At 49.5% G+C, this 21,749-nt stretch carries 10 protein-coding genes, 17 tRNA genes and 3 rRNA genes; 29 read left to right on the plus strand and 1 reads right to left on the minus strand.

Going from position 1 to position 21,749, the window contains the following annotated elements; genetic code table 11:
* Nucleotides 1-158: 158 nt before the first annotated feature.
* Nucleotides 159-986: a methyl-accepting chemotaxis protein gene (locus tag NYE45_RS01345; protein ID WP_340015282.1), complete on the minus strand. Its 828-nt coding sequence runs from the start codon at nt 984-986 to the stop codon at nt 159-161.
* Nucleotides 987-1,356: 370 nt separating this feature from the next.
* On the opposite strand from NYE45_RS01345, the gene NYE45_RS01350 reads away from it, so the two are divergent.
* The 29 genes from NYE45_RS01350 to iolE all read left to right on the plus strand — a co-directional run bounded on the left by NYE45_RS01350 (nt 1,357) and on the right by iolE (nt 21,686).
* Complete coding sequence (locus tag NYE45_RS01350; protein WP_340015283.1) at nt 1,357-3,600, plus strand: glycoside hydrolase family 88 protein; 2,244 nt, start codon at nt 1,357-1,359, stop codon at nt 3,598-3,600.
* A 241-nt stretch (nt 3,601-3,841) separates the two neighbouring features.
* The gene (locus NYE45_RS01355) at nt 3,842-5,182 is read left to right on the plus strand and encodes an ABC transporter substrate-binding protein (RefSeq protein WP_340015284.1); all 1,341 of its coding nucleotides are present in this window, start codon (nt 3,842-3,844) and stop codon (nt 5,180-5,182) included.
* Nucleotides 5,183-5,230: 48 nt separating this feature from the next.
* Nucleotides 5,231-6,181, plus strand: a complete 951-nt coding sequence (locus NYE45_RS01360; RefSeq protein ID WP_340015285.1) for a sugar ABC transporter permease — start codon at nt 5,231-5,233, stop codon at nt 6,179-6,181.
* Complete coding sequence (locus NYE45_RS01365) at nt 6,178-7,026, plus strand: carbohydrate ABC transporter permease (RefSeq protein WP_076333531.1); 849 nt, start codon at nt 6,178-6,180, stop codon at nt 7,024-7,026. Before NYE45_RS01360 ends, NYE45_RS01365 begins: the two co-directional genes overlap by 4 nt.
* A 67-nt stretch (nt 7,027-7,093) precedes the next feature.
* A complete protein-coding gene (locus tag NYE45_RS01370) occupies nt 7,094-8,971 on the plus strand; it encodes a sensor histidine kinase (RefSeq protein WP_340015286.1) in 1,878 nt (625 codons plus the stop codon).
* Nucleotides 8,972-8,979: 8 nt separating this feature from the next.
* On the plus strand, nt 8,980-10,578 hold the full coding sequence (locus tag NYE45_RS01375; protein ID WP_340015287.1) for a response regulator: 1,599 nt from the start codon (nt 8,980-8,982) through the stop codon (nt 10,576-10,578).
* 52 nt (nt 10,579-10,630) lie between these two features.
* Nucleotides 10,631-11,176: a GNAT family N-acetyltransferase gene (locus tag NYE45_RS01380; RefSeq protein ID WP_340015288.1), complete on the plus strand. Its 546-nt coding sequence runs from the start codon at nt 10,631-10,633 to the stop codon at nt 11,174-11,176.
* A 619-nt stretch (nt 11,177-11,795) separates the two neighbouring features.
* Nucleotides 11,796-13,348 (plus strand): 16S ribosomal RNA (locus NYE45_RS01385).
* A 368-nt stretch (nt 13,349-13,716) separates the two neighbouring features.
* A 23S ribosomal RNA gene (locus NYE45_RS01390) occupies nt 13,717-16,645 on the plus strand.
* A 137-nt stretch (nt 16,646-16,782) separates the two neighbouring features.
* Nucleotides 16,783-16,899 (plus strand): 5S ribosomal RNA (gene rrf, locus NYE45_RS01395).
* Together the 16S, 23S and 5S rRNA genes with 17 tRNA genes alongside form the textbook arrangement of a ribosomal RNA operon.
* 59 nt (nt 16,900-16,958) lie before the next feature.
* Nucleotides 16,959-17,032, plus strand: a tRNA-Ile gene (locus NYE45_RS01400).
* A gap of 35 nt (nt 17,033-17,067) precedes the next feature.
* Nucleotides 17,068-17,143, plus strand: a tRNA-Ala gene (locus NYE45_RS01405).
* Between the two features lies 1 nt (nt 17,144).
* Nucleotides 17,145-17,220: transfer RNA gene (locus NYE45_RS01410), tRNA-Asn, on the plus strand.
* Between the two features lie 4 nt (nt 17,221-17,224).
* A tRNA-Glu gene (locus NYE45_RS01415) sits at nt 17,225-17,296 on the plus strand.
* Between the two features lie 6 nt (nt 17,297-17,302).
* Nucleotides 17,303-17,378, plus strand: a tRNA-Val gene (locus NYE45_RS01420).
* A gap of 20 nt (nt 17,379-17,398) precedes the next feature.
* Nucleotides 17,399-17,472 (plus strand) — tRNA-Met (locus tag NYE45_RS01425).
* A 25-nt stretch (nt 17,473-17,497) separates the two neighbouring features.
* Nucleotides 17,498-17,575: transfer RNA gene (locus NYE45_RS01430), tRNA-Asp, on the plus strand.
* A gap of 17 nt (nt 17,576-17,592) precedes the next feature.
* Nucleotides 17,593-17,668, plus strand: a tRNA-Phe gene (locus tag NYE45_RS01435).
* A 20-nt stretch (nt 17,669-17,688) separates the two neighbouring features.
* A tRNA-Thr gene (locus NYE45_RS01440) sits at nt 17,689-17,764 on the plus strand.
* A 9-nt stretch (nt 17,765-17,773) separates the two neighbouring features.
* Nucleotides 17,774-17,859, plus strand: a tRNA-Tyr gene (locus tag NYE45_RS01445).
* A 10-nt stretch (nt 17,860-17,869) separates the two neighbouring features.
* Nucleotides 17,870-17,945: transfer RNA gene (locus NYE45_RS01450), tRNA-Lys, on the plus strand.
* A 6-nt stretch (nt 17,946-17,951) separates the two neighbouring features.
* Nucleotides 17,952-18,032, plus strand: a tRNA-Leu gene (locus NYE45_RS01455).
* 10 nt (nt 18,033-18,042) lie between these two features.
* Nucleotides 18,043-18,117, plus strand: a tRNA-Gly gene (locus NYE45_RS01460).
* Between the two features lie 7 nt (nt 18,118-18,124).
* Nucleotides 18,125-18,201 (plus strand) — tRNA-Arg (locus tag NYE45_RS01465).
* Between the two features lie 17 nt (nt 18,202-18,218).
* Nucleotides 18,219-18,297, plus strand: a tRNA-Leu gene (locus NYE45_RS01470).
* A gap of 7 nt (nt 18,298-18,304) precedes the next feature.
* Nucleotides 18,305-18,378 (plus strand) — tRNA-Pro (locus NYE45_RS01475).
* A 10-nt stretch (nt 18,379-18,388) separates the two neighbouring features.
* A tRNA-Gly gene (locus NYE45_RS01480) sits at nt 18,389-18,459 on the plus strand.
* 394 nt (nt 18,460-18,853) lie between these two features.
* A complete protein-coding gene (gene iolD / locus NYE45_RS01485) occupies nt 18,854-20,719 on the plus strand; it encodes a 3D-(3,5/4)-trihydroxycyclohexane-1,2-dione acylhydrolase (decyclizing) (protein ID WP_340015289.1) in 1,866 nt (621 codons plus the stop codon).
* A gap of 64 nt (nt 20,720-20,783) precedes the next feature.
* Nucleotides 20,784-21,686, plus strand: coding sequence for a myo-inosose-2 dehydratase (gene iolE / locus NYE45_RS01490; RefSeq protein WP_340015290.1), 903 nt, complete (start codon nt 20,784-20,786; stop codon nt 21,684-21,686).
* The last annotated feature ends 63 nt before the right edge of the window (nt 21,687-21,749 follow it).

Genomic DNA, 21,749 nt, shown 5'->3' on the forward strand with positions numbered 1-21,749 from the left:
CCATACGGCTATAAAAAGGATATCGCCTCAAATACGAAAAAAGCCTCCGTTGAGTTCCTGTAAAGGGAAGTGTAGCCGGAGGCCTTTTTGCATTCAAACATAATTTCCTATGTACTTGTGATATGGTTTGTTCTTCTTGGTTCTGCGGAACTGGACTACTATTCGAGCGCCAGCATCTGATGTACAAACTTTTTCAGATTCGCACTTGTCTCACTAAGCTGTTCGATACTTTCCATGAACTCGGTAACGAGCTTGGCTTGATCTACCGTTGCGGTTGTAATCTGACCGATCTCTTGCTCCATATGTTTCATGGAATCCTGTACACTGCTGAGAGATGATTCAATATCAGATGCTGCTTGTTTCGTATGATCGGACAGTTTGCGTACCTCACTGGCAACCACACCGAATCCGGCTCCCTGATCGCCCACACGGGCTGCCTCTATCATGGCGTTGAGTCCAAGCAGGTTGGTTTGTTCCGATACTTCACGAATGACGTTTGTTACTTTACTTACACTGACCGAGTTCTCTGAAGCTTTTTTGGAGTTGCGCAGAATCTCTTCCGATGTCGCGGAGAGTTCTTCGGAATGTGCCGCAATCTGCTGAATTCCGCCGACGAGCGCATTAATGGTTGTTTCATTTTCACGAATCAGATTTTCGAGAGTCATATGGCTATCCAGTGCGTAGTTCACACCCAATATACCCACGACCTGATCGTTTTCTTTGATGGGAATAAGGATGGCGTCGAAAGGTCTGCCTTGCAGATCACCAGGCATACGTGCCACGGTACGGGAATCTTTGTTGGTGAGCATTTTGAAGTTTTTATAATCATCATGCAGCTCATCCCCAACCTTTACGCCAATCTCCAGACTTTTTGCTTCGGAAAAATACAATACTTTCTCATGATCATTAATGGATATGGATATGTCGTCGCGGAACATTTGGCTAACAAAAGGCATAGCATTTACCAGAGATTCAAGAGTATTCAATGTTCATCTTTCCTTCCCGATACAAAAAGTGGAATTTTTCAGCCTACTATCTATATCGGTAACGTTTTCTCGTTTTTAAACTATTGTTTAAATTTTGTTAACTTAGAGAGACAAGGTGACTAAGTTAAATTAATTTTGTAAGCGTAAACAAAATTCTATAGCCACCACAGAACATGTCAGTTATACTGGGATTATTATTCGGCTGTTCTGAAGATAACCAAGGGACATATCTATTTCCCGGTAAGGGGATTATCCACCTAGGTTAAGCGCTATACTTTATTACTGCATGTTAGTTTAGTGCTCCATTGTGGATGGTATGAATGCAATGATATAAGACTTTATTTCAACGGAAGAAGGATGTGTGCCATCGATGACGACCTATTTCAGTGAACCGCAGAGCATGTATTACCGATTTGGAGAAGATCAGGATCAGGTGTTGAAGGTGCTAGCCGAGAGGTATATTGGAGCCAATGCGCAGGCTGATTTTGTATATCGGGTATTCCAAAAGTCTGGTATTTTGCAAAATGAGAGAGGGCTTTATGATCTGAATTTAGGTAAACGCTTTCCTGATGCACTCAAAGACCATATATCCTACGCAGCTGCACTGGTTTGGGGGGATGAGGACCGAAATCTGGATGTGCTGGTCCGCTGTTATGGTCCTGTTCGGTTCTATTTCAATGGGCAGTTGATCTACCGCTCTACGGTAATGGATGAGATTAGTCCTGATGCAACGGTGAAGCTCAGCATCGATATCAAGCCTGGTTGGAACACCATTTGGCTGGAAATGAAAAACACGCCTGCCGGCTTTGGCTGCCAGTTTGGATCAGATGAAGGTAAAGTGCGTATTCTGAACGTATTTGCTCCATTCCAGGAGAGACAGGGGCAAGCGGGGTGGGTGTTCTCCCAACCGAACCCAGCCACGAGTAAACAACCGGACCTGCTGGGAAAAGAAGCAGATTACAGTTTGAAGTGGCTGCCTGAGACAGGCTGGTCTGATGAGGATGAAACCAAGTCAGCTCTCGAAAGAATATACGGGCATCTTCCTGGCCGGCATGCTTATGCTTGGACCCATCTGAACAATACCGATTCGACCGGGAGTCCGGTTCGATTGTCAGGTCAATCTTCCGGTTCTCTATGTATATGGATTAGCGGCAAACCCGTGGCGCAAGTGAAGGAAGCAGGTCCATTTGAAGTGGATATTCCAGCCTCTTTTGGACGGAGTGACCTGCTTGTCCGGAGTGAGTGCACTGAAACGGCAGGACCTTGGCATTTTAATTTGAACGCAACCGTTTCCGGTAAGCCGCTTTCACTTGAACTTCCTCAGCGTGTGCACGGTGCTAATGGAGAGTCTTGGTTATATGTTGGACCTTTTGAATCGGAGGTAGAACCGGATTTGCAGGATCTGGCACGGACGGACCGAGTGTACCAAACGGGGCTAGAACAGACGTACTGGCGTTTAGATCGACCAGATGCTTGGATCAGACCTTATTATGAAAACGCCATGTTAAGCAACAAATGGACCGTGGGCAGTGTGACCAATTATGGTCGCTGGGATTATCCATTGGGTGTCACCGTATATGGTCTGCTACGGACAGGACGTTATTTGCAGAGACCGGACATTACACGTTATGCGGCTGAACATGTGCAGGCATGTACCCAGATGTATGAGTACTCCCTATGGGATCGGGAGCAGTATGGTTTCCCGGCAGTCAATCAACAATTGGTCATGCTGAAAATGCTGGATAACTGCGGTTCTTTTGGCTCAGCTATGCTCGAAGCGTATTCAGAGTGTCATGAACCGACGTTTCTTCCGATTGCTGAACGGATTGCGGATTTCATGCTTTCCCGCCTGGAGCGGCAGGAGGATGGTGCGTTTTATCGCACATGCGTAGGGGAGTATGCCGAGAATACCATGTGGGCTGACGACCTCTATATGAGCACGCCGTTTCTCGTTCGTTATGCCCGGGTGACCGGAAACACATCCGCACTGGATGAAGCCGCCAGACAATTTTTATTGTATCGGAAATATCTGTTCATTCCTGAGTTCAAAATTATGTCTCACGTATATGATTTCAAATACGGACAAGCAACGCAGATTCCATGGGGACGGGGGAACGGCTGGACACTGTTTTCCTTGACGGAGGTATTGGAAGCTTTGCCAGTGGAGCATCCCGAGCGCCCGGCTTTAATTGATTTTTTCAACGAACTGTGTGAAGGGTACGCGGCTCTTCAAGGGGGAAGCGGGTTGTGGCATCAGGTGTTGAATGATCCGCAGACGTATGAAGAAGCCTCCTGCACGGCGATGTTTGCCTATGGTTTTGCGCGGGGTGTACGTTTTGGCTGGTTCAAAGACCCAGAAGTTTACGTCACGGCTGCCCAGCGGGCCTGGAAGGGACTCATCTGCAAAGCCATTGATCGTCAAGGCAACGTGCATGGGGTGTGCAGCGGATCGAGATATGCGTTTACGGCAGAGTATTATGATCAGGACTTGCGTACCGTCACCAATGACAATCATGGAATTGGCATTATGATGCTTGCAGGAACTGAGGTAGCCAAAATGAAGGAGTATCTAGCTGAGTCCAGGGTATCTTCACCTGCCGTCACACATTCCTGACAGACTTAACCATACCAACCCGTTAACTTCTGCTCCACGTACTACACTTCTATCCCCGTAATCATATCTGATAAGGGAATTTCACCGCCGGGAATGTCATTCCCGGTGGTTTTTGATTCCGACAACTCCTTACTTTTTTGACAGGAAAGCTTACTTTTGTTTATGTCATGTGCAGCAATGGACCGATACAATAGATTTTGTAAGCGATTCCATAGATGCAAGAAGGGGAGGAAATTCATTTATGATGATCACGAAAAAGTGGGTAACCCTGTTCTGCCTGTCCCTGTTATTGTTCGCTACAGCCTGTTCTGGAGGGGCCACCGATACACCAGCTTCTTCTGGTGAAGCAAGTGAAGGTGAAGGAGACTCTTCAAGTAAGATCGAACTACGCATGACCTGGTGGGGATCACAGACTAGACATGATCTGACGACCAAAGTCATCCAATTGTTTGAAGAGAAACATCCGGGAATCACCATTAAGCCTGAATACTCCGGTTGGGACGGTTATTTTGACAAGTTGACTACACAGGTAGCTGGTTCGAATGCACCGGATATCATCCAGATGGATTACGCTTTTCTGACTGACTTTGCCCGGCGTGGCGCCTTGCTTGACCTGACTCCGTTTGCAGAGAGTAAAGAGCTGCGGACAGAGGATCATGATCAAAGTATGATTACAGCCGGATCAATTGACGATAAATTGTACGCGATTACCCTCGGCGTTAACGCACCAGGTGTCATCTATGATGCTACCGTATTTCAGGAATTAGGTATTGAAGAACCGCAAGAGAGCTGGACATGGAAGGATTTTGGGGATATGGCGACCAAGATTGCCACAGCCAAAGGTGAGGGGTTCTATGGATCTGCAGACATTTCCGGTACAACGAACATGTTTGAAGTGTTTATTCGGCAATCCGGGAAAGGATTGTTCGATGGAGGCACGATGACCGCTACCAGCGAGGAGCTTCAACAATGGTTCGATATGTGGGGTGCACTGCGCGAGAACGGTGGAGTGACCACAGCGGAGATCACGGCATCCACAACGAATGCGCTGGAGACACGCCCGATCTCACTGGGTACAGCTGCCATGGATTTTGCGTGGTCCAATCAATTACTGACTTTCCAGCAGGTGAATAAAAATCAGGATCATAAACTTGGCATCCAAGTGCTTCCGCATGGTGTTAACGAGCAGCAAATTGGCGAATACCTGAAGCCAGGGCAGTTCCTCTCCGGTTATGGCAAAACCAAACATCCAAAGGAAGTGGCCATGTTCATCGATTTCATGGTCAATGATCCAGAAGCAACCGCTATTCTTGGTTCTGAACGTGGTGTGCCGGTTAACTCAAGCATTCGTGAGCAGATGCAGCCAACGCTGCCGGAAGCGGAGCAAACCATTTTTCAATTTATCGATACCGTATCGAAACATTCCAGTGAGATTGACCCACCATACCCGCAAGGATTTGCTGAAGTGGACACGAGTTTCAAGAGCGCAAGCGAGCAGATTGCCTTCGGTCAAGGCAGTACTCCAGATGTCATTGCCCAGTTTATTGAAGGAGCCAAGGCTACACTTGCATCGAGTCAGTAAACCATTGAAATCGTATCAGACTTCTAATTCTGCGGGGAGGTTGCGAAAATGACTACATCTCAGGTCAGTCAAGCCCGAATCGAGCGTGTAGCTGTCCGGCAGGTCAAACGGAGATATGCGCATAATGGAGCTGCTCTTCTGTTCCTCGCCCCATGGCTTGTCGGGTTGTTATTTCTCACCTTGGGTCCCATGTTGGTATCGTTATACATTTCGTTCACCGATTACAGTATCCTGGCCGCCCCTTCCTGGGTCGGTCTGGATAACTACACGACGATGTTTACATCGGATAAACTGTTCACTCAGTCGCTCAAAGTCACATTCACGTATGTCGCTGTATCCGTACCGGTCAAATTGATTTTCGCGCTGCTTGTAGCGATGTTGCTCAACAAAGGGATTCGAGGATTAGGTATTTATCGGACAGTGTATTACATCCCGACATTGCTTGGAGGTAGCGTGGCGATTGCGATGCTGTGGCGTAAAATGCTGGGTGGGGACGGGCTACTCAATAGTGTTCTTGCCATGGTAGGCATTAAAGCGCCCGATTGGGTAGCGAATCCGAAGTATGCCCTGTACTCCATCGTGCTGTTATCCGTGTGGCAGTTTGGATCGTCGATGATTATTTTCCTGGCAGGCCTGAAGCAGATTCCACCCGAGTATGATGAAGCCTCAGCGGTAGATGGTGCAGGTCCTCTGCGGAGATTCTTCTATATAACGTTGCCGATTCTGTCACCCGTTATCTTTTTCAATCTCGTCATGCAGCTGATTACGTCCTTTCAATCGTTCACGCAGGCCTTCGTCATCAGTAACGGTAGCGGCGGGCCGGTGAACTCAACCTTAATGTACTCTCTGTATCTCTACAAAAAAGGATTCTCATTCTTTCAGATGGGCTATGCTTCCGCGATGGCCTGGGTGCTGGTCATCCTGATTGGCGTATTTACATTGCTCGTATTCCGCAGCAGCAAGCTGTGGGTGCACTATGAGGATGGTGGAAAATCATGATTGGACAACGGAACTCTACAGCATGGGTCGTCGGCAAACATGTGCTGATCTCTGGCATCGCCTTTGTCATGCTCTATCCAATTCTCTGGATGCTAGGCAGCTCGTTCAAACCGGGACATATGATCTTTACAGAGACCTGGTTCTGGCCGCAGGAATGGAATTGGCAAAATTATATGAATGGCTGGTCTGGAATTCAGGGTAATCCGTTCTCCCGGTTCCTCAGCAATTCTGTCATCCTGTCGCTGGGCGCCGTGCTGGGCAATGTGATTTCCTGCTCTATGGCGGCGTATGCCTTCGCCCGACTGAATTTTCGTTTCAAAGCCATCTGCTTCGGTCTGATGCTCATGACGATCATGCTGCCACATCATGTGACGCTGATCCCGCAGTATATCCTTTTCAATCACCTGGAGTGGGTGAATACGTATCTGCCCCTCGTCGTGCCAAAATGGCTGGCGACCGACGCATTCTTCATTTTTCTCATGGTACAGTTTTTCCGGGGGTTGCCCAAAGAGCTGGATGAAGCGGCCACTATTGATGGATGCGGTCCTGTGAAAATATACACCAAAATCATCATTCCACTTGCCTTTCCAGCGCTGGTTACCACGATGATCTTTACGTTCTTGTGGACATGGGACGACTTCTTCAGTCAGTTGATCTACTTGAGTGACGTTAGCAAATACACTGTGCCGCTGGGTCTACGCCTGTTCCTTGATTCCAGCTCTCAATCCGATTGGGGTCCGATGTTTGCGATGTCGGTATTGTCGCTGGTGCCATGTTTTATCGTATTTATCGTGTGTCAAAAGTACTTCGTGGAAGGAATCGCAACCTCTGGGCTTAAAGGGTAATTCCAAGACGAAACGAGTTGATTTTCGCATGCGGAAAGGAAGATGGTCTTCATTCATTAATCACAAGTTGCAACAAAGCAAGCTCTCCACGTTGATGGTGACTTGCTTTATTGCGTTTAACCTGTTGCTTGTCTTGGTTGTCGTCTGGCTGGCATATCAGTCTTTCTCAGCGGTCACCTTTGCCGAGATTAGCAAAGCACGCCTGGCTCTTCTGAACGAGAGCACACGTCGGGGATTTGATTTCATCACAGGGGTAACCGGAACGGCCTATGCTCTGGCAAGCAATCGGGAACTGTCCAGTATGCTCGAAACGATGGAGACCGGAAGACTTTCGCAGATTCATCAACGGAGAGAGGTTTCTCGAATCCTGGATCATACCTTGGTCGTCAGTGAAGGCATTACTTCTATAGAGTTGTACACGGATGCATTTAACGGTGTAGCTGTTACCATGCCTGATCGCATCTTCCCGGTAGACACGATTTCCGACGACTCCTGGTTCGATGCACTGGAGCAAGCAGATGCAGCATGGGTACCTTTGCGCGAGAATGAATCTGGTCAATCATTAATCGGGTACGCCCAGCGAATCTTTGACAGCCGAGGGGGTACGGTAGCCTATGTGCTCATTCGACTGAGTCGCACAGACATCGTACGAAGGTTTGCCGATGTACCCATGGTTCTTGATGGAAAAGTCCTGTTGGTAGATACGGCTGGTAATGTCGTCATGCAGATGGGGAGAGTTGATCCAGCAGGAGATAATGTGCAGCCCGATAATGCTTTTGAAGGTGATGTAATGGGTGAACAGGAACGAGCAGATAGAAGAAATGAAGCGAGTGCAATTCAAGAAACGGGTGAGACCGTAAATTCATCTTCTTCTATTATAGATAGTGCATGGATTCAGGAACATGTCCAACCAGGTGCAGACGGATACGAAGTAGTTTCCGGACAATCCGGAGGTGCACAATTGGTGCTGTACTCCAGGCCAGCCATGCTTCAGTGGCGTCTGGTGCAGACTATTCCTGTTCATATGCTGTTATCCCCTGTCAGACACGCAGGGTGGCAGATCCTTGGCATTGCAGTGTTGGGGTTGTTATGCTCGGCAATACTCGCATATATGTTCGTGCGGCGGATTATTCGTCCTCTGCGCCAACTGATCAAACGGATGAGACAATTGGAGAAAGGGGATTTCGATACTCGGGTACAACTGTCATTCACAGAGGAATATGCCCATTTGGCGTATGGCTTCAATCACATGGCATCACAGCTCACGACGCTGATGGAACAGGTGAAGGATGAGAGCCGTGCTAAGCGGGAAGCCCAGACGGGCTTGCTTGAGGCCCAGATCAAACCCCATTTTCTATACAACACCCTCGACATGATTCACTGGCGCGCGCTCGATTACGAAGCCAAGGATATCAGTCGCATGATTGTACAGCTCAGTAAGCTGTTACGGATCGGACTGAGTGGGGGAAGATTGTTTATCCGGGTTCGGGATGAGTTGGAGCATGCCCGGTGTTACGTCAACATACAGTCGGAGCGACTACCTTTCTCCATTCAATATCAGGAGCAGATCGATCCGCGCATTCGCGGTTGTTACATTCCCAAGATCATTTTGCAGCCCTTCATCGAAAATGCCGTTATGCACGGACATCCCCAAGAAGGCACACTTCGAATTCAGGTGCATATGTACGAAGAGGTTGGCACGCATGAGGATATCGTCATTCGTATCACGGATAATGGGCGGGGGTTGCCGGAGGGGTGGAAACTCGAAGAGACGTGTGGCATCGGTGTACGGAATGTCCATCAGCGAATTCAGCTCTATTGCGGGAAGCGATATGGCGTTCAACTGAGCAATAGAGAGTCAGGTGGCGTGGAAGTGACTATTACACTGCCGCGCATTGAGAGCGACGAGCAATTAAATCTGTGGCTGGACGGTGAAAAAGGATGAAGACCATTATGCTTGTTGATGACGACCCTCATATTGTAAAGGCATTAAGCGAACATATCGATTGGCCTTCCCTAGGCCTCAGCATTGCAGGCACTGCTTCGAATGGCCTGGATGCGCTTGATCTTTTTCACCGCATGCATCCCGATGTTGTTATGACTGACGTCTATCTCCCAGGGATGACCGGGCTTGAGATTACGCAGACGTTGAGGCGTGATCATCCTCATCTGCCGATCATCATCCTTAGTGGATATGACGAATTCGAGAACGCCCGGGCAGCCATGCGCTGGGGTGTGAATCACTTTTTGCTGAAGCCGGCAGAGGTTGAGGAGATTGAGTCTGTGCTGCGGGAGGTGCTGCTGGAACAAGATGTGCGAGAGCGACATGAGCGGCTGGAGCGGACGTACAAGCAGGAGGTTGGACGAGTGCTTCCGTATTTGCGCAAACAATTCCTTCACGAACTGCTGACTACGCGATATCGGCCGGAGGAGCTGCCTAAAGAACGCATGGACTATATAGGCATTCACATGTCCTCCCAGACACGCGCCATTAGTCTGCAACTGAATCGCCCCGTATTTTTGACACGGATGAAAGAACGGGACTGGCAGCTTCTCCGCTATGGGGCGGCTGATATTATTCAGGAGACGGTGAAGGAGCAGGCGGCGCGCATGAATGGTCAGGTAGAGATTGTTGATTATTCGGATCAGGTATTTGTGTTGCTTCTATTAGGAGATAAAGAGGATAAGGATCAGCTTGAGGATATCCTGCCACTCGTGGAAAGGATGATGGATCAGATCTTTACGTATTTGAAAATCGAAGTAAGTGCTGGAATAGGAAAAGCCAAAAGTCACCCATGTGAGGTGATAGATTCTTATCTGGAGAGCAGGGAAGCGGTGGAAACAGCAGAGTTTCAAGGTGGAAGTCGTATCTACCACTATGAAGCGTCAGAGGATACAGAACCAAGTGTGACCGATTATTCGTTAATGCTTCGTCAATGGAATGAGGCTTGGGCGGATATTCGACCTGACCTGGCGGAAGAGGTATGGCATCATATTTGCCTTTTGCTGAAAGAGGGGAAATGTGTTGGGATACAGGATGTACAGGTTGTGGCCGTCAGTCTGTTTGACACGTTGATGCATAGCTGGAACCGACTTCATCCTATGTTAGCGCCACCGCTAGCGATGAGTGATTTTTTGCGTGAAATTCAATCGAAGTATGCTCTGCATGATCTGGTAAATTGGATGGATCGTTTTATCTGCGACTGGCTGGAACAGATACGTAAGGAGATGGGCGAGAAGAAAAGCAATAAACTTATCGAGCAGGTAAAACAGTATGTAGAGCTTCATTACGCCGAAGAGATTAGTTTTGAAGCGATAGCCAAGGGGCTGTTCGTACATCCGAAGTATCTGAGTCAACTGTTCAAAAGGGTGACCGGTGAGAATTTCGTGAGTTATTTGAACGGGTACCGGATTCAGAGAGCGTTGGAACTGTTGCATTCGGGACATTACATGGTATATGAGGTGAGCGAGATGACGGGGTTCCGTAACGCGACGTATTTCAGCCAGGTGTTTAAGATGCTTACAGGCAAGAGTCCGTCTGAGGTGGGGTAGAGCAGTAGAGAGTACAGAATATAATTACATTGGAATAGGCGGAATGGTTCTTATGATTATCGAACAACAGGAATATTACGTTAAAAGGGTATCTTACTCGATTAGATCAGCAGAAGAAAAGGATGCCGAGGCCCTGTCTTCACTTCGTGTACAACTGGACGGAGAAACCGAGAACATGGACCTTGAAGAGGGCGAGGGGTATATCGACCCAGCCGGCTTTAGGCGTATCATCCAGTTGGACACCGAGAAGTCGCGTAATCTGTTCCTCGTTGCTATAGTAGCGGGCGAGATTGTGGGATACTCCCGATGTGAAGGCACAGAGTTGAAGCGATTTAGCCATAAGGTTGAGTTCGGCGTGTGTGTAGCCAGAGAGTTCTGGGGACATGGGATTGGCAAGAACTTGTTGGAGCAGTCGATGGAATGGGCAGACCAGACTGGTGTGGAGAAGATGACGTTGAATGTACTGGCATCCAATGAAAAGGCAATCGAGCTATATCAAAAGAGTGGCTTCGGGATTGAAGGTGTTTTGAAAAGGGAACGTAGGCATGTAGATGGGCAGTATTACGACACGATAGTGATGGGCAGGTTCAAAGCGTAACAAGTAAAGAAGTGATGACCAAAACTTATCAAGCTCACAGAAGAGCGAGTCAATTACAATAGTCGATATCTAAAAGCATTGTTCCCAATATGATATTGTCTTTCTTATTATATAGAATGTAATAATGTTGATCGGTTCTGTTCGTAACCTATATAGAGGCAGAATAGACTGGTGAGTGTATGTAGGGTATAGTAAGATGATATTGCCATCGAGAAGATTAGTTTGAAAAGAGATTTAATCGAGCATATGAGAATTTCGTTGATGGGATATTTTACAAGTAGTAATTATATCGTGCATATGGTATATTCTATTTCCGGCCAAAAAAACACGAGAAACTTAGTGCCGAGAGCAAAATAAATAAGCTTCGAAAGAAACTTAAAAAAAGAGCTTGCTAAGTTGGTTCGGAAGTGTTATGATATAAAAGTTGCTGAGGGGAACGACGATCGGTAACGAAATAAGTTTGATCTTTGAAAACTGAACAACGAGTGAGTAATGATCTTGCTTGCAAGATCGACGCTGAGAAATTGGTACAAGTCTTCGGACTGTATGATTTTGAAGCAAAAAAAGAGATTTTTAATCTCGTCAGATTCAAAATGAGCTTATCGCTCTTTTCAATACTTTATTGGAGAGTTTGATCCTGGCTCAGGACGAACGCTGGCGGCATGCCTAATACATGCAAGTCGAGCGGAGTTGATAGGAAGCTTGCTTCCTTGATACTTAGCGGCGGACGGGTGAGTAACACGTAGGCAACCTGCCCTCAAGTTTGGGACAACTACCGGAAACGGTAGCTAATACCGAATAGTTGTTTTCTTCGCCTGAAGAGAACTGGAAAGACGGAGCAATCTGTCACTTGGGGATGGGCCTGCGGCGCATTAGCTAGTTGGTGAGGTAACGGCTCACCAAGGCGACGATGCGTAGCCGACCTGAGAGGGTGATCGGCCACACTGGGACTGAGACACGGCCCAGACTCCTACGGGAGGCAGCAGTAGGGAATCTTCCGCAATGGGCGAAAGCCTGACGGAGCAATGCCGCGTGAGTGATGAAGGTTTTCGGATCGTAAAGCTCTGTTGCCAGGGAAGAACGCTTGGGAGAGTAACTGCTCTCAAGGTGACGGTACCTGAGAAGAAAGCCCCGGCTAACTACGTGCCAGCAGCCGCGGTAATACGTAGGGGGCAAGCGTTGTCCGGAATTATTGGGCGTAAAGCGCGCGCAGGCGGTCATTTAAGTCTGGTGTTTAATCCCGGGGCTCAACCCCGGATCGCACTGGAAACTGGGTGACTTGAGTGCAGAAGAGGAGAGTGGAATTCCACGTGTAGCGGTGAAATGCGTAGATATGTGGAGGAACACCAGTGGCGAAGGCGACTCTCTGGGCTGTAACTGACGCTGAGGCGCGAAAGCGTGGGGAGCAAACAGGATTAGATACCCTGGTAGTCCACGCCGTAAACGATGAGTGCTAGGTGTTAGGGGTTTCGATACCCTTGGTGCCGAAGTTAACACATTAAGCACTCCGCCTGGGGAGTACGGTCGCAAGACTGAAACTCAAAGGAATTGACGGGGACCCGCACAAGCAGTGGAGTATGTGGTTTAATTCGAAGCAACGCGAAGAACCTTACCAGGTCTTGACATCCCTCTGATCGGTACAGAGATGTATCTTTCCTTCGGGACAGAGGAGACAGGTGGTGCATGGTTGTCGTCAGCTCGTGTCGTGAGATGTTGGGTTAAGTCCCGCAACGAGCGCAACCCTTATATTTAGTTGCCAGCATTTCGGATGGGCACTCTAGATAGACTGCCGGTGACAAACCGGAGGAAGGTGGGGATGACGTCAAATCATCATGCCCCTTATGACCTGGGCTACACACGTACTACAATGGCCGGTACAACGGGCTGCGAAATCGCGAGATGGAGCCAATCCCAACAAAGCCGGTCTCAGTTCGGATTGCAGGCTGCAACTCGCCTGCATGAAGTCGGAATTGCTAGTAATCGCGGATCAGCATGCCGCGGTGAATACGTTCCCGGGTCTTGTACACACCGCCCGTCACACCACGAGAGTTTATAACACCCGAAGTCGGTGGGGTAACCGCAAGGAGCCAGCCGCCGAAGGTGGGATAGATGATTGGGGTGAAGTCGTAACAAGGTAGCCGTATCGGAAGGTGCGGCTGGATCACCTCCTTTCTATGGAGAATCGTTTCCTGCAACGGAAACATTCAAATAAGCAGGTTCTCAGAACCTGCAATAGCGATTCATTTTGGTTCATCACTTCGGTGTGGATGAAATGAAGAGCACAACACTCACTCGTTGTTCGGTTTTGAGAGCTCAAACTCTCAAACAGCTTGCTTTTGCATGGAGCTTGTTCTTTGAAAACTAGATATCGAAACGAAACAAACGCGAATTAGAACATTCCTTTAAGCTGAACTTGTGCAAACAAGTCAAGTGTATAAAGGTAGTTAAATTGCTTTTGTGATGGTATCGGGTGAGAGCGACTTTTGGATTTGGACGTAGTCCAAACCAAGGGAAGCGAGCGACCGAAACCGGAACAAAATGGTTAAGCTACTAAGAGCACACGGAGGATGCCTAGGCGCTAGGAGCCGATGAAGGACGTGGCGAACAACGAAACTGCCTCGGGGAGCTGTAAGCAAGCTTTGATCCGGGGGTGTCCGAATGGGGAAACCCAGCTGGGGTAATTTCCAGTTACTCATAACTGAATACATAGGTTATGTAGAGGCATACCAGGGGAACTGAAACATCTAAGTACCCTGAGGAAGAGAAAACAATAGTGATTCCGTCAGTAGCGGCGAGCGAACGCGGAGAAGCCCAAACCAGAGAGCTTGCTCTTTGGGGTTGTGGGACGTCTCACATGGAGTTACAAAGGAACCGGTTAAGCGAAGAGGTCTGGAAAGGCCCGCCAAAGAAGGTAAAAGCCCTGTAGTTGAAAGTCTGTTCCCTCCGAGACGGATCCCGAGTAGTGCGGGGCACGTGAAACCCCGTATGAATCCGGCAGGACCATCTGCCAAGGCTAAATACTTCCTAGCGACCGATAGTGAAGCAGTACCGTGAGGGAAAGGTGAAAAGCACCCCGGAAGGGGAGTGAAATAGAACCTGAAACCGTGTGCTTACAAAAAGTCAGAGCCCGTTTTAGGGGTGATGGCGTGCCTTTTGTAGAATGAACCGGCGAGTTACGTTCCCGTGCAAGGTTAAGGTGAAGAGCCGGAGCCGCAGCGAAAGCGAGTCTGAATAGGGCGAATTAGTACGTGGACGTAGACCCGAAACCGGGTGATCTACCCCTGTCCAGGGTGAAGGTGCGGTAACACGCACTGGAGGCCCGAACCCACGCATGTTGAAAAATGCGGGGATGAGGTGGGGGTAGCGGAGAAATTCCAATCGAACTCGGAGATAGCTGGTTCTCCCCGAAATAGCTTTAGGGCTAGCCTCGGAAAACAGAGTCGTGGAGGTAGAGCACTGATTGGGTGCGGGGCCCGCAAGGGTTACCAAGCTCAGTCAAACTCCGAATGCCATAGACTTACTTCCGGGAGTCAGACAGTGAGTGCTAAGATCCATTGTCAAAAGGGAAACAGCCCAGACCATCAGCTAAGGTCCCCAAGTGTGTGTTAAGTGGGAAAGGATGTGGAGTTGCACAGACAACCAGGATGTTGGCTTAGAAGCAGCCACCATTGAAAGAGTGCGTAATAGCTCACTGGTCGAGTGACTCTGCGCCGAAAATGTAACGGGGCTAAACACACCACCGAAGCTATGGCTTGATGCTTTGCATCAGGGGTAGGGGAGCGTTGTATAAGGGTTGAAGGTGTACCGTAAGGAGCGCTGGACATTATACAAGTGAGAATGCCGGTATGAGTAACGAAAAGATCAGTGAGAATCTGATCCGCCGAAAGCCTAAGGGTTCCTGAGGAAGGCTCGTCCGCTCAGGGTAAGTCGGGACCTAAGGCGAGGCCGAAAGGCGTAGTCGAAGGACAACAGGTCGAAATTCCTGTACCACCGTAAGCCGTTATGAGCAATGGGGGGACGCAGTAGGGTAGTGACGCAGACTGATGGATGTCTGTCCAAGCAGTAAGGCTGATGTGTAGGCAAATCCGCACATCATTAAGGCTGAGCTGTGATGGGGAGTGAAAATTACAGTAGCGAAGGTCATGATCTCACACTGCCAAGAAAAGCCTCTAGCCAGGTGATGGTGCCCGTACCGCAAACCGACACAGGTAGGCGAGAAGAGTATTCTAAGGCGCGCGGAAGAACTCTCGTTAAGGAACTCGGCAAAATGACCCCGTAACTTCGGGAGAAGGGGTGCCCCGGTAGTGTGAATAGCACGAGGGGGCCGCAGTGAAAAGGCCCAAGCGACTGTTTAGCAAAAACACAGGTCTGTGCGAAGCCGTAAGGCGAAGTATACGGGCTGACGCCTGCCCGGTGCTGGAAGGTTAAGGGGAGTGGTTAGGGAGCAATCCCGAAGCTGTGAACCGAAGCCCCAGTAAACGGCGGCCGTAACTATAACGGTCCTAAGGTAGCGAAATTCCTTGTCAGGTAAATTCTGACCCGCACGAATGGCGTAACGACTTGGGCGCTGTCTCAACGAGAGATCCGGTGAAATTTTAATACCTGTGAAGATGCAGGTTACCCGCGACAAGACGGAAAGACCCCATGGAGCTTTACTGCAGCTTGATATTGAATTTGGGTACGATCTGTACAGGATAGGTGGGAGCCTTTGAAGTGGGAGCGCAAGCTTCCATGGAGGCAACGTTGGGATACCACCCTGATCGTATCTAGGTTCTAACCTGGTACCGTAATCCGGTGCGGGGACAGTGTCAGGTGGGCAGTTTGACTGGGGCGGTCGCCTCCTAAAGAGTAACGGAGGCGCCCAAAGGTTCCCTCAGAATGGTTGGAAATCATTCGAAGAGTGCAAAGGCATAAGGGAGCTTGACTGCGAGACCTACAAGTCGAGCAGGGACGAAAGTCGGGCTTAGTGATCCGGTGGTACCGCATGGAAGGGCCATCGCTCAACGGATAAAAGCTACCCTGGGGATAACAGGCTTATCTCCCCCAAGAGTCCACATCGACGGGGAGGTTTGGCACCTCGATGTCGGCTCATCGCATCCTGGGGCTGAAGTAGGTCCCAAGGGTTGGGCTGTTCGCCCATTAAAGCGGTACGCGAGCTGGGTTCAGAACGTCGTGAGACAGTTCGGTCCCTATCTGTCGTGGGCGTAGGAAATTTGAGAGGAGCTGTCCTTAGTACGAGAGGACCGGGATGGACGTACCGCTGGTGTACCAGTTGTTCCGCCAGGAGCACCGCTGGGTAGCTATGTACGGACGGGATAAACGCTGAAAGCATCTAAGCGTGAAGCCCCCCTCAAGATGAGATTTCCCAGTATGTAAGACCCCTTGAAGACGACGAGGTAGATAGGCTGGGGGTGGAAGTGCAGCAATGCATGGAGCTGACCAGTACTAATCGGTCGAGGGCTTATCCAATATGCAAGTGATAATTCGCGTGTTTCGTTTCGAATCTAGTTTTCAGAGAATGATCTCTGAATATGCGCTGAACCATTCATCCACACAGTCGTGTCGGACCGAATGGAACGCGAACGCATTTGTTACACAAATGCTCGTTTGGTGGCGATGGCGGAGGGGTTCCACACGTACCCATCCCGAACACGACCGTTAAGCCCTCTAGCGCCGATGGTACTTGGACCGCAGGGTCCTGGGAGAGTAGGACGCCGCCAAGCGATTTCCCTTTGGGGTATTTTTTTTGCCCCCCTTGCCAAGGAATAAGGGATATATATTAGGGCCCTTAGCTCAGTTGGTTAGAGCGCACCTCTGATAAGGGTGAGGCCGGTGGTTCGAGTCCACCAGGGCCCATAGCAAGACCACAACAATGAAATATACCAGTGTATGGGGCCATAGCTCAGCTGGGAGAGCGCCTGCCTTGCAAGCAGGAGGTCAGCGGTTCGATCCCGCTTGGCTCCACCATTCCCTGATAGCTCAGTTGGTAGAGCACTCGACTGTTAATCGAGTTGTCACAGGTTCGAGCCCTGTTCGGGGAGCCAGTAAGGCCCGTTGGTCAAGGGGTTAAGACACCTCCCTTTCACGGAGGTAACAGGGGTTCGAATCCCCTACGGGTCATAATATGGAGGCTTAGCTCAGCTGGGAGAGCATCTGCCTTACAAGCAGAGGGTCGGGGGTTCGATCCCCTCAGCCTCCACCATATAACAACTTTTATAACGACGCGGGGTGGAGCAGCCCGGTAGCTCGTCGGGCTCATAACCCGAAGGCCGCAGGTTCAAATCCTGCCCCCGCAATTAACTTTCCTTGAGAAAGTACTATGGAACCGTGGTGTAGTTGGCCTAACATGCCTGCCTGTCACGCAGGAGATCGCGGGTTCGAATCCCGTCGGTTCCGCCATTTTTTTAATTAAGTAAGGCTCGGTAGCTCAGTCGGTAGAGCAGAGGACTGAAAATCCTCGTGTCGGCGGTTCGATTCCGTCCCGAGCCACCATTTATAACACCATGTAATATGCCGGTGTAGCTCAACTGGTAGAGCAACTGACTTGTAATCAGTAGGTTGGGGGTTCAAGTCCTCTCGCCGGCACCATGTAATTCTGGAGGATTAGCGAAGCGGCCAAACGCATCAGACTGTAAATCTGCTCCCGTACGGGTTCGGTGGTTCGAATCCATCATCCTCCACCAGTTTTTCTATGAGTCATTAGCTCAGTTGGTAGAGCACCTGACTTTTAATCAGGGTGTCGAAGGTTCGAGCCCTTCATGACTCACCATTATATGCGCGTGTGGCGGAATTGGCAGACGCACTAGACTTAGGATCTAGCGTCTTTGACGTGGGGGTTCAAGTCCCTCCACGCGCATCCCTTATTTGCGGAAGTGGCTCAGCGGTAGAGCATCGCCTTGCCAAGGCGAGGGTCGCGGGTTCGATTCCCGTCTTCCGCTCCAATATTTTGCGCCCTTAGCTCAGCTGGATAGAGCGTTTGACTACGAATCAAAAGGCCGGGAGTTCGAATCTCTCAGGGCGCGCCATTATAACTTCATATTTTGCCGGCGTGGCGGAATGGCAGACGCGCTCGACTCAAAATCGAGTGGGAAACCGTGGAGGTTCGAGTCCTCTCGCCGGTATAGATAACGGGATGTAGCTCAGCTTGGTAGAGCACCTGGTTTGGGACCAGGGGGTCGCATGTTCAAATCGTGTCATCCCGATTGTTGTTATGCGGGTGTAGTTCAATGGTAGAACTTTAGCCTTCCAAGCTAATAGCGTGGGTTCGATTCCCATCACCCGCTTAAATATTGAAAAGAAAGAGATGGTGAGTACCATCTCTTTCTTTTTTTGCATTCATAGATATATTGGTGAATGTAGTATACGAAGATCACAGAATATATGGTTCGCTGGCATGTACCAGCATGTTGTATCCCATCCTCACAACAGATCCCTTCTCTCATAACTCTTAGTAATTGTGGAGAGCTCTCAAATGGAACAGGTCTAACACAACACATCTTACAACACTAAATCTAAGCTTCTTTATCACATTTTATAAAAACGCTTACAAAAATAGCTTGCGTAAATCATCAGCCTGTAATACCATATCAATTAAGCGCTTAACCTTTAGGGGTAAGGCGCTTAAACTTAACTTAGATTAAGCGCTTAACCCGTAGAGGAAAGGATGGCGATCATTTCATGATAACAATTCGACTGACGATGGCTCAGGCATTGCTTCGATACCTGGATCAGCAATATATCTCGGTTGACGGGGTGGAAACCAAGTTTGTGAAGGGGATCATCGGTATTTTTGGACATGGCAACGTAACAGGCATTGGAGAAGCGCTGGAGCGTAGTCCCGGAAGCCTGACGTATATGCAAGGGAAGAACGAACAAGGTATGGTGCATACGGCAGCAGCCTATGCCAAGCAGAAGAACCGCAGACAGATCTATGCATGTACAACATCCATTGGACCTGGTGCTTTGAATATGATTACGGCGGCAGCTACCGCAACGGTGAACCGGATTCCGGTTTTATTGCTTCCTGGAGATAACTTTGCTACACGGGAACCGGACCCGGTACTACAGCAGCTGGAAGTAAGCAGTGACTATACAATTTCAGCTACTGATCCATTCAAAGCCGTCAGTAAATACTGGGATCGCATTGTTCGTCCCGAACAGTTGATGATCGCTGCTACACAGGCCATGCGTGTGCTAACCGACCCAGCAGAGACCGGAGCAGTAACACTCGCACTGCCACAGGATGTGCAGGCAGAGGCGTACGATTATCCGGAATCGTTCTTTGCCCGCAAAGTACATTATCTGGATCGTCGCCCGCCGGTACAGGCAGCTATTGAACGGGCAACGCAGCAGATTGCTCGCGGTAGAAAGCCGCTGCTCGTTGCAGGCGGCGGCGTATTGTACTCTGAGGCGTCCGTTCAATTAGTGGAGTTCGCCGAAGCATTTGGTATTCCGATCGCCGAGACGCAGGCGGGTAAAAGCGCAGTCTCTTGGGACCACCCACTGAATGTGGGGGCAATCGGGGTTACAGGTTCTCTAGCAGCCAACAGGCTGGCGAGAGAAGCGGATGTGGTGATCGGCGTCGGTACCCGGTTCTCGGATTTCACGACGGCGTCCCGCTCTGCTTTTCAACATCCAGAAGCTTCATTCATCAACATCAACTTGAACAGCATGGATGCCGCCAAGTTAGGCGGAGAAGCCATTCTGGCCGATGCACGTGAAGGGTTGCAGGCTTTACAAAAGGAATTGCAGCAAAGACAATACCGCAGTGCATATGGCGCATCCGAAGTCGCTGACCTCCGAGTTGAGTGGAATGCAGAAGTGGATCGGCTGTATGCAGCACAACATGAAGCTGGACTCGCGCAGACCACAGCAGTCGGCGTGGTTAACCGGACGATTGATCCATCCTCCGTCATTGTGTGTGCGGCAGGCAGTCTGCCAGGCGATCTGCATCGTTTGTGGCGTGCGGCTGAACCAAAGACGTATCACATGGAGTATGGATTCTCCTGTATGGGGTACGAGGTAAGTGGAGCGTTCGGAGCAGCACTTGCCGAGCCGGATCGTGAAGTGTACGCGATGGTAGGGGATGGCAGTTATCTGATGCTACATTCGGAGTTTGTGACCAGTTTGCAGGAACAGAAGAAGATGACTATTTTATTATTTAATAACAATGGATTCCAGTGTATTCATAATTTGCAGCGGGAACATGGTAGTGATGGGTTCGGCAATGAGTTCCGTTATCGGGAATCAGAAAGCGGACGATTGACCGGGGACTACATGCCAATGGACTTTGCAGCCCACGCCCGAAGCATGGGAGCCAAATCCTATAGAGCGGAGACAGCAGAACAGCTGGAACAGGCACTCCGAGATGCGAAGAATGAAACGGTGAGTACGTTGATTGAGATTCCGGTTGTGCCTGGGACCAATGCAGGTGGATACGAGTCATGGTGGAATGTAGGTGTACCAGAAGTATCTGCCGAGGAAAAGGTAGTTCGTGCTCATCATACGATGCAAGCCAACCGTGCCAAAGCAAGACCTATTTAATCTGATTTTGAGCACTGCATTCCGAGTGAACCACAATGTTGAACGACAAAGGAGACGTGGAGCAATGAGCAAGCTGCCATTCCAGCTTGGGATTCATCCGATCAATTGGGTCGGTGAAGATGTGAAAGAGCATGGTGATGCGACAACGTGTGCACAGATTCTGGATGACATTCAGCGTCTTGGGCTGACAGGTACGGAGATGGGACGAAAATATCCAACCGATCCTGCTATATTGCGTGAGGAATTGAGTAAAAGGAATATCAATCTGGTCTCCCAGTGGAAATCGGTGCTGTTCTCCGATCCGGCGTATCGTCAGTCGGAGCTGGACAGTTATCGCAGACATGCGGAATTTCTACAATCCATGGGTAGTAAGGTGATCAGTACGGCGGAGGTAGGTGGTTCACTTCATTTTGATCCAAGACGGACACCGAATGAAAAAGAAGTGCTCAGACTCAGTGAATCGGAATGGCATATCCTCGCTGAAGGATTAAACGAAGCAGGAGCTATTGCCCGTGAACATGGGTTGAAGCTTACGTACCATCATCATGGAGGTACAGTGGTAGAACAACCGGATGAGATCGACCGACTGATGGAGCTAACCGATCCTTCTCTCGTGTATCTGCTCTATGACACAGGTCATGCCTACTATGGCGGAGCTGATCCACTTGAACTGCTGCGCAAACATTATGATCGGATCGCTTATATCCATCTGAAAGATATCCGCCCACATGTGCTGGATGAAGCACGCGCGGAGCAGTCTGATTTTGTCGGCTGTATTCGTAGAGGGGTGTTCACCGTACCAGGGGATGGATGCATTGACTTTGCTCCTATTCTGCAAGAACTGATCACACGAGGATACGATGGCTGGGCGATGCTTGAGGGAGAGCAGGACCCGGCGATTCATAACCCGTATGAGTATGCCAAACGCTCCTTGAACTATATGAAGTCCTTATACCAACACAGCTGATACAGGCATAGCGATGGGAAGAGGACCATACCCATGAAGTGAAATAGGATGAAGACCAGCAAG

This window comes from Paenibacillus sp. FSL K6-1318, from assembly GCF_037976905.1.
GTDB classification, from domain to species: domain Bacteria; phylum Bacillota; class Bacilli; order Paenibacillales; family Paenibacillaceae; genus Paenibacillus; species Paenibacillus amylolyticus_A.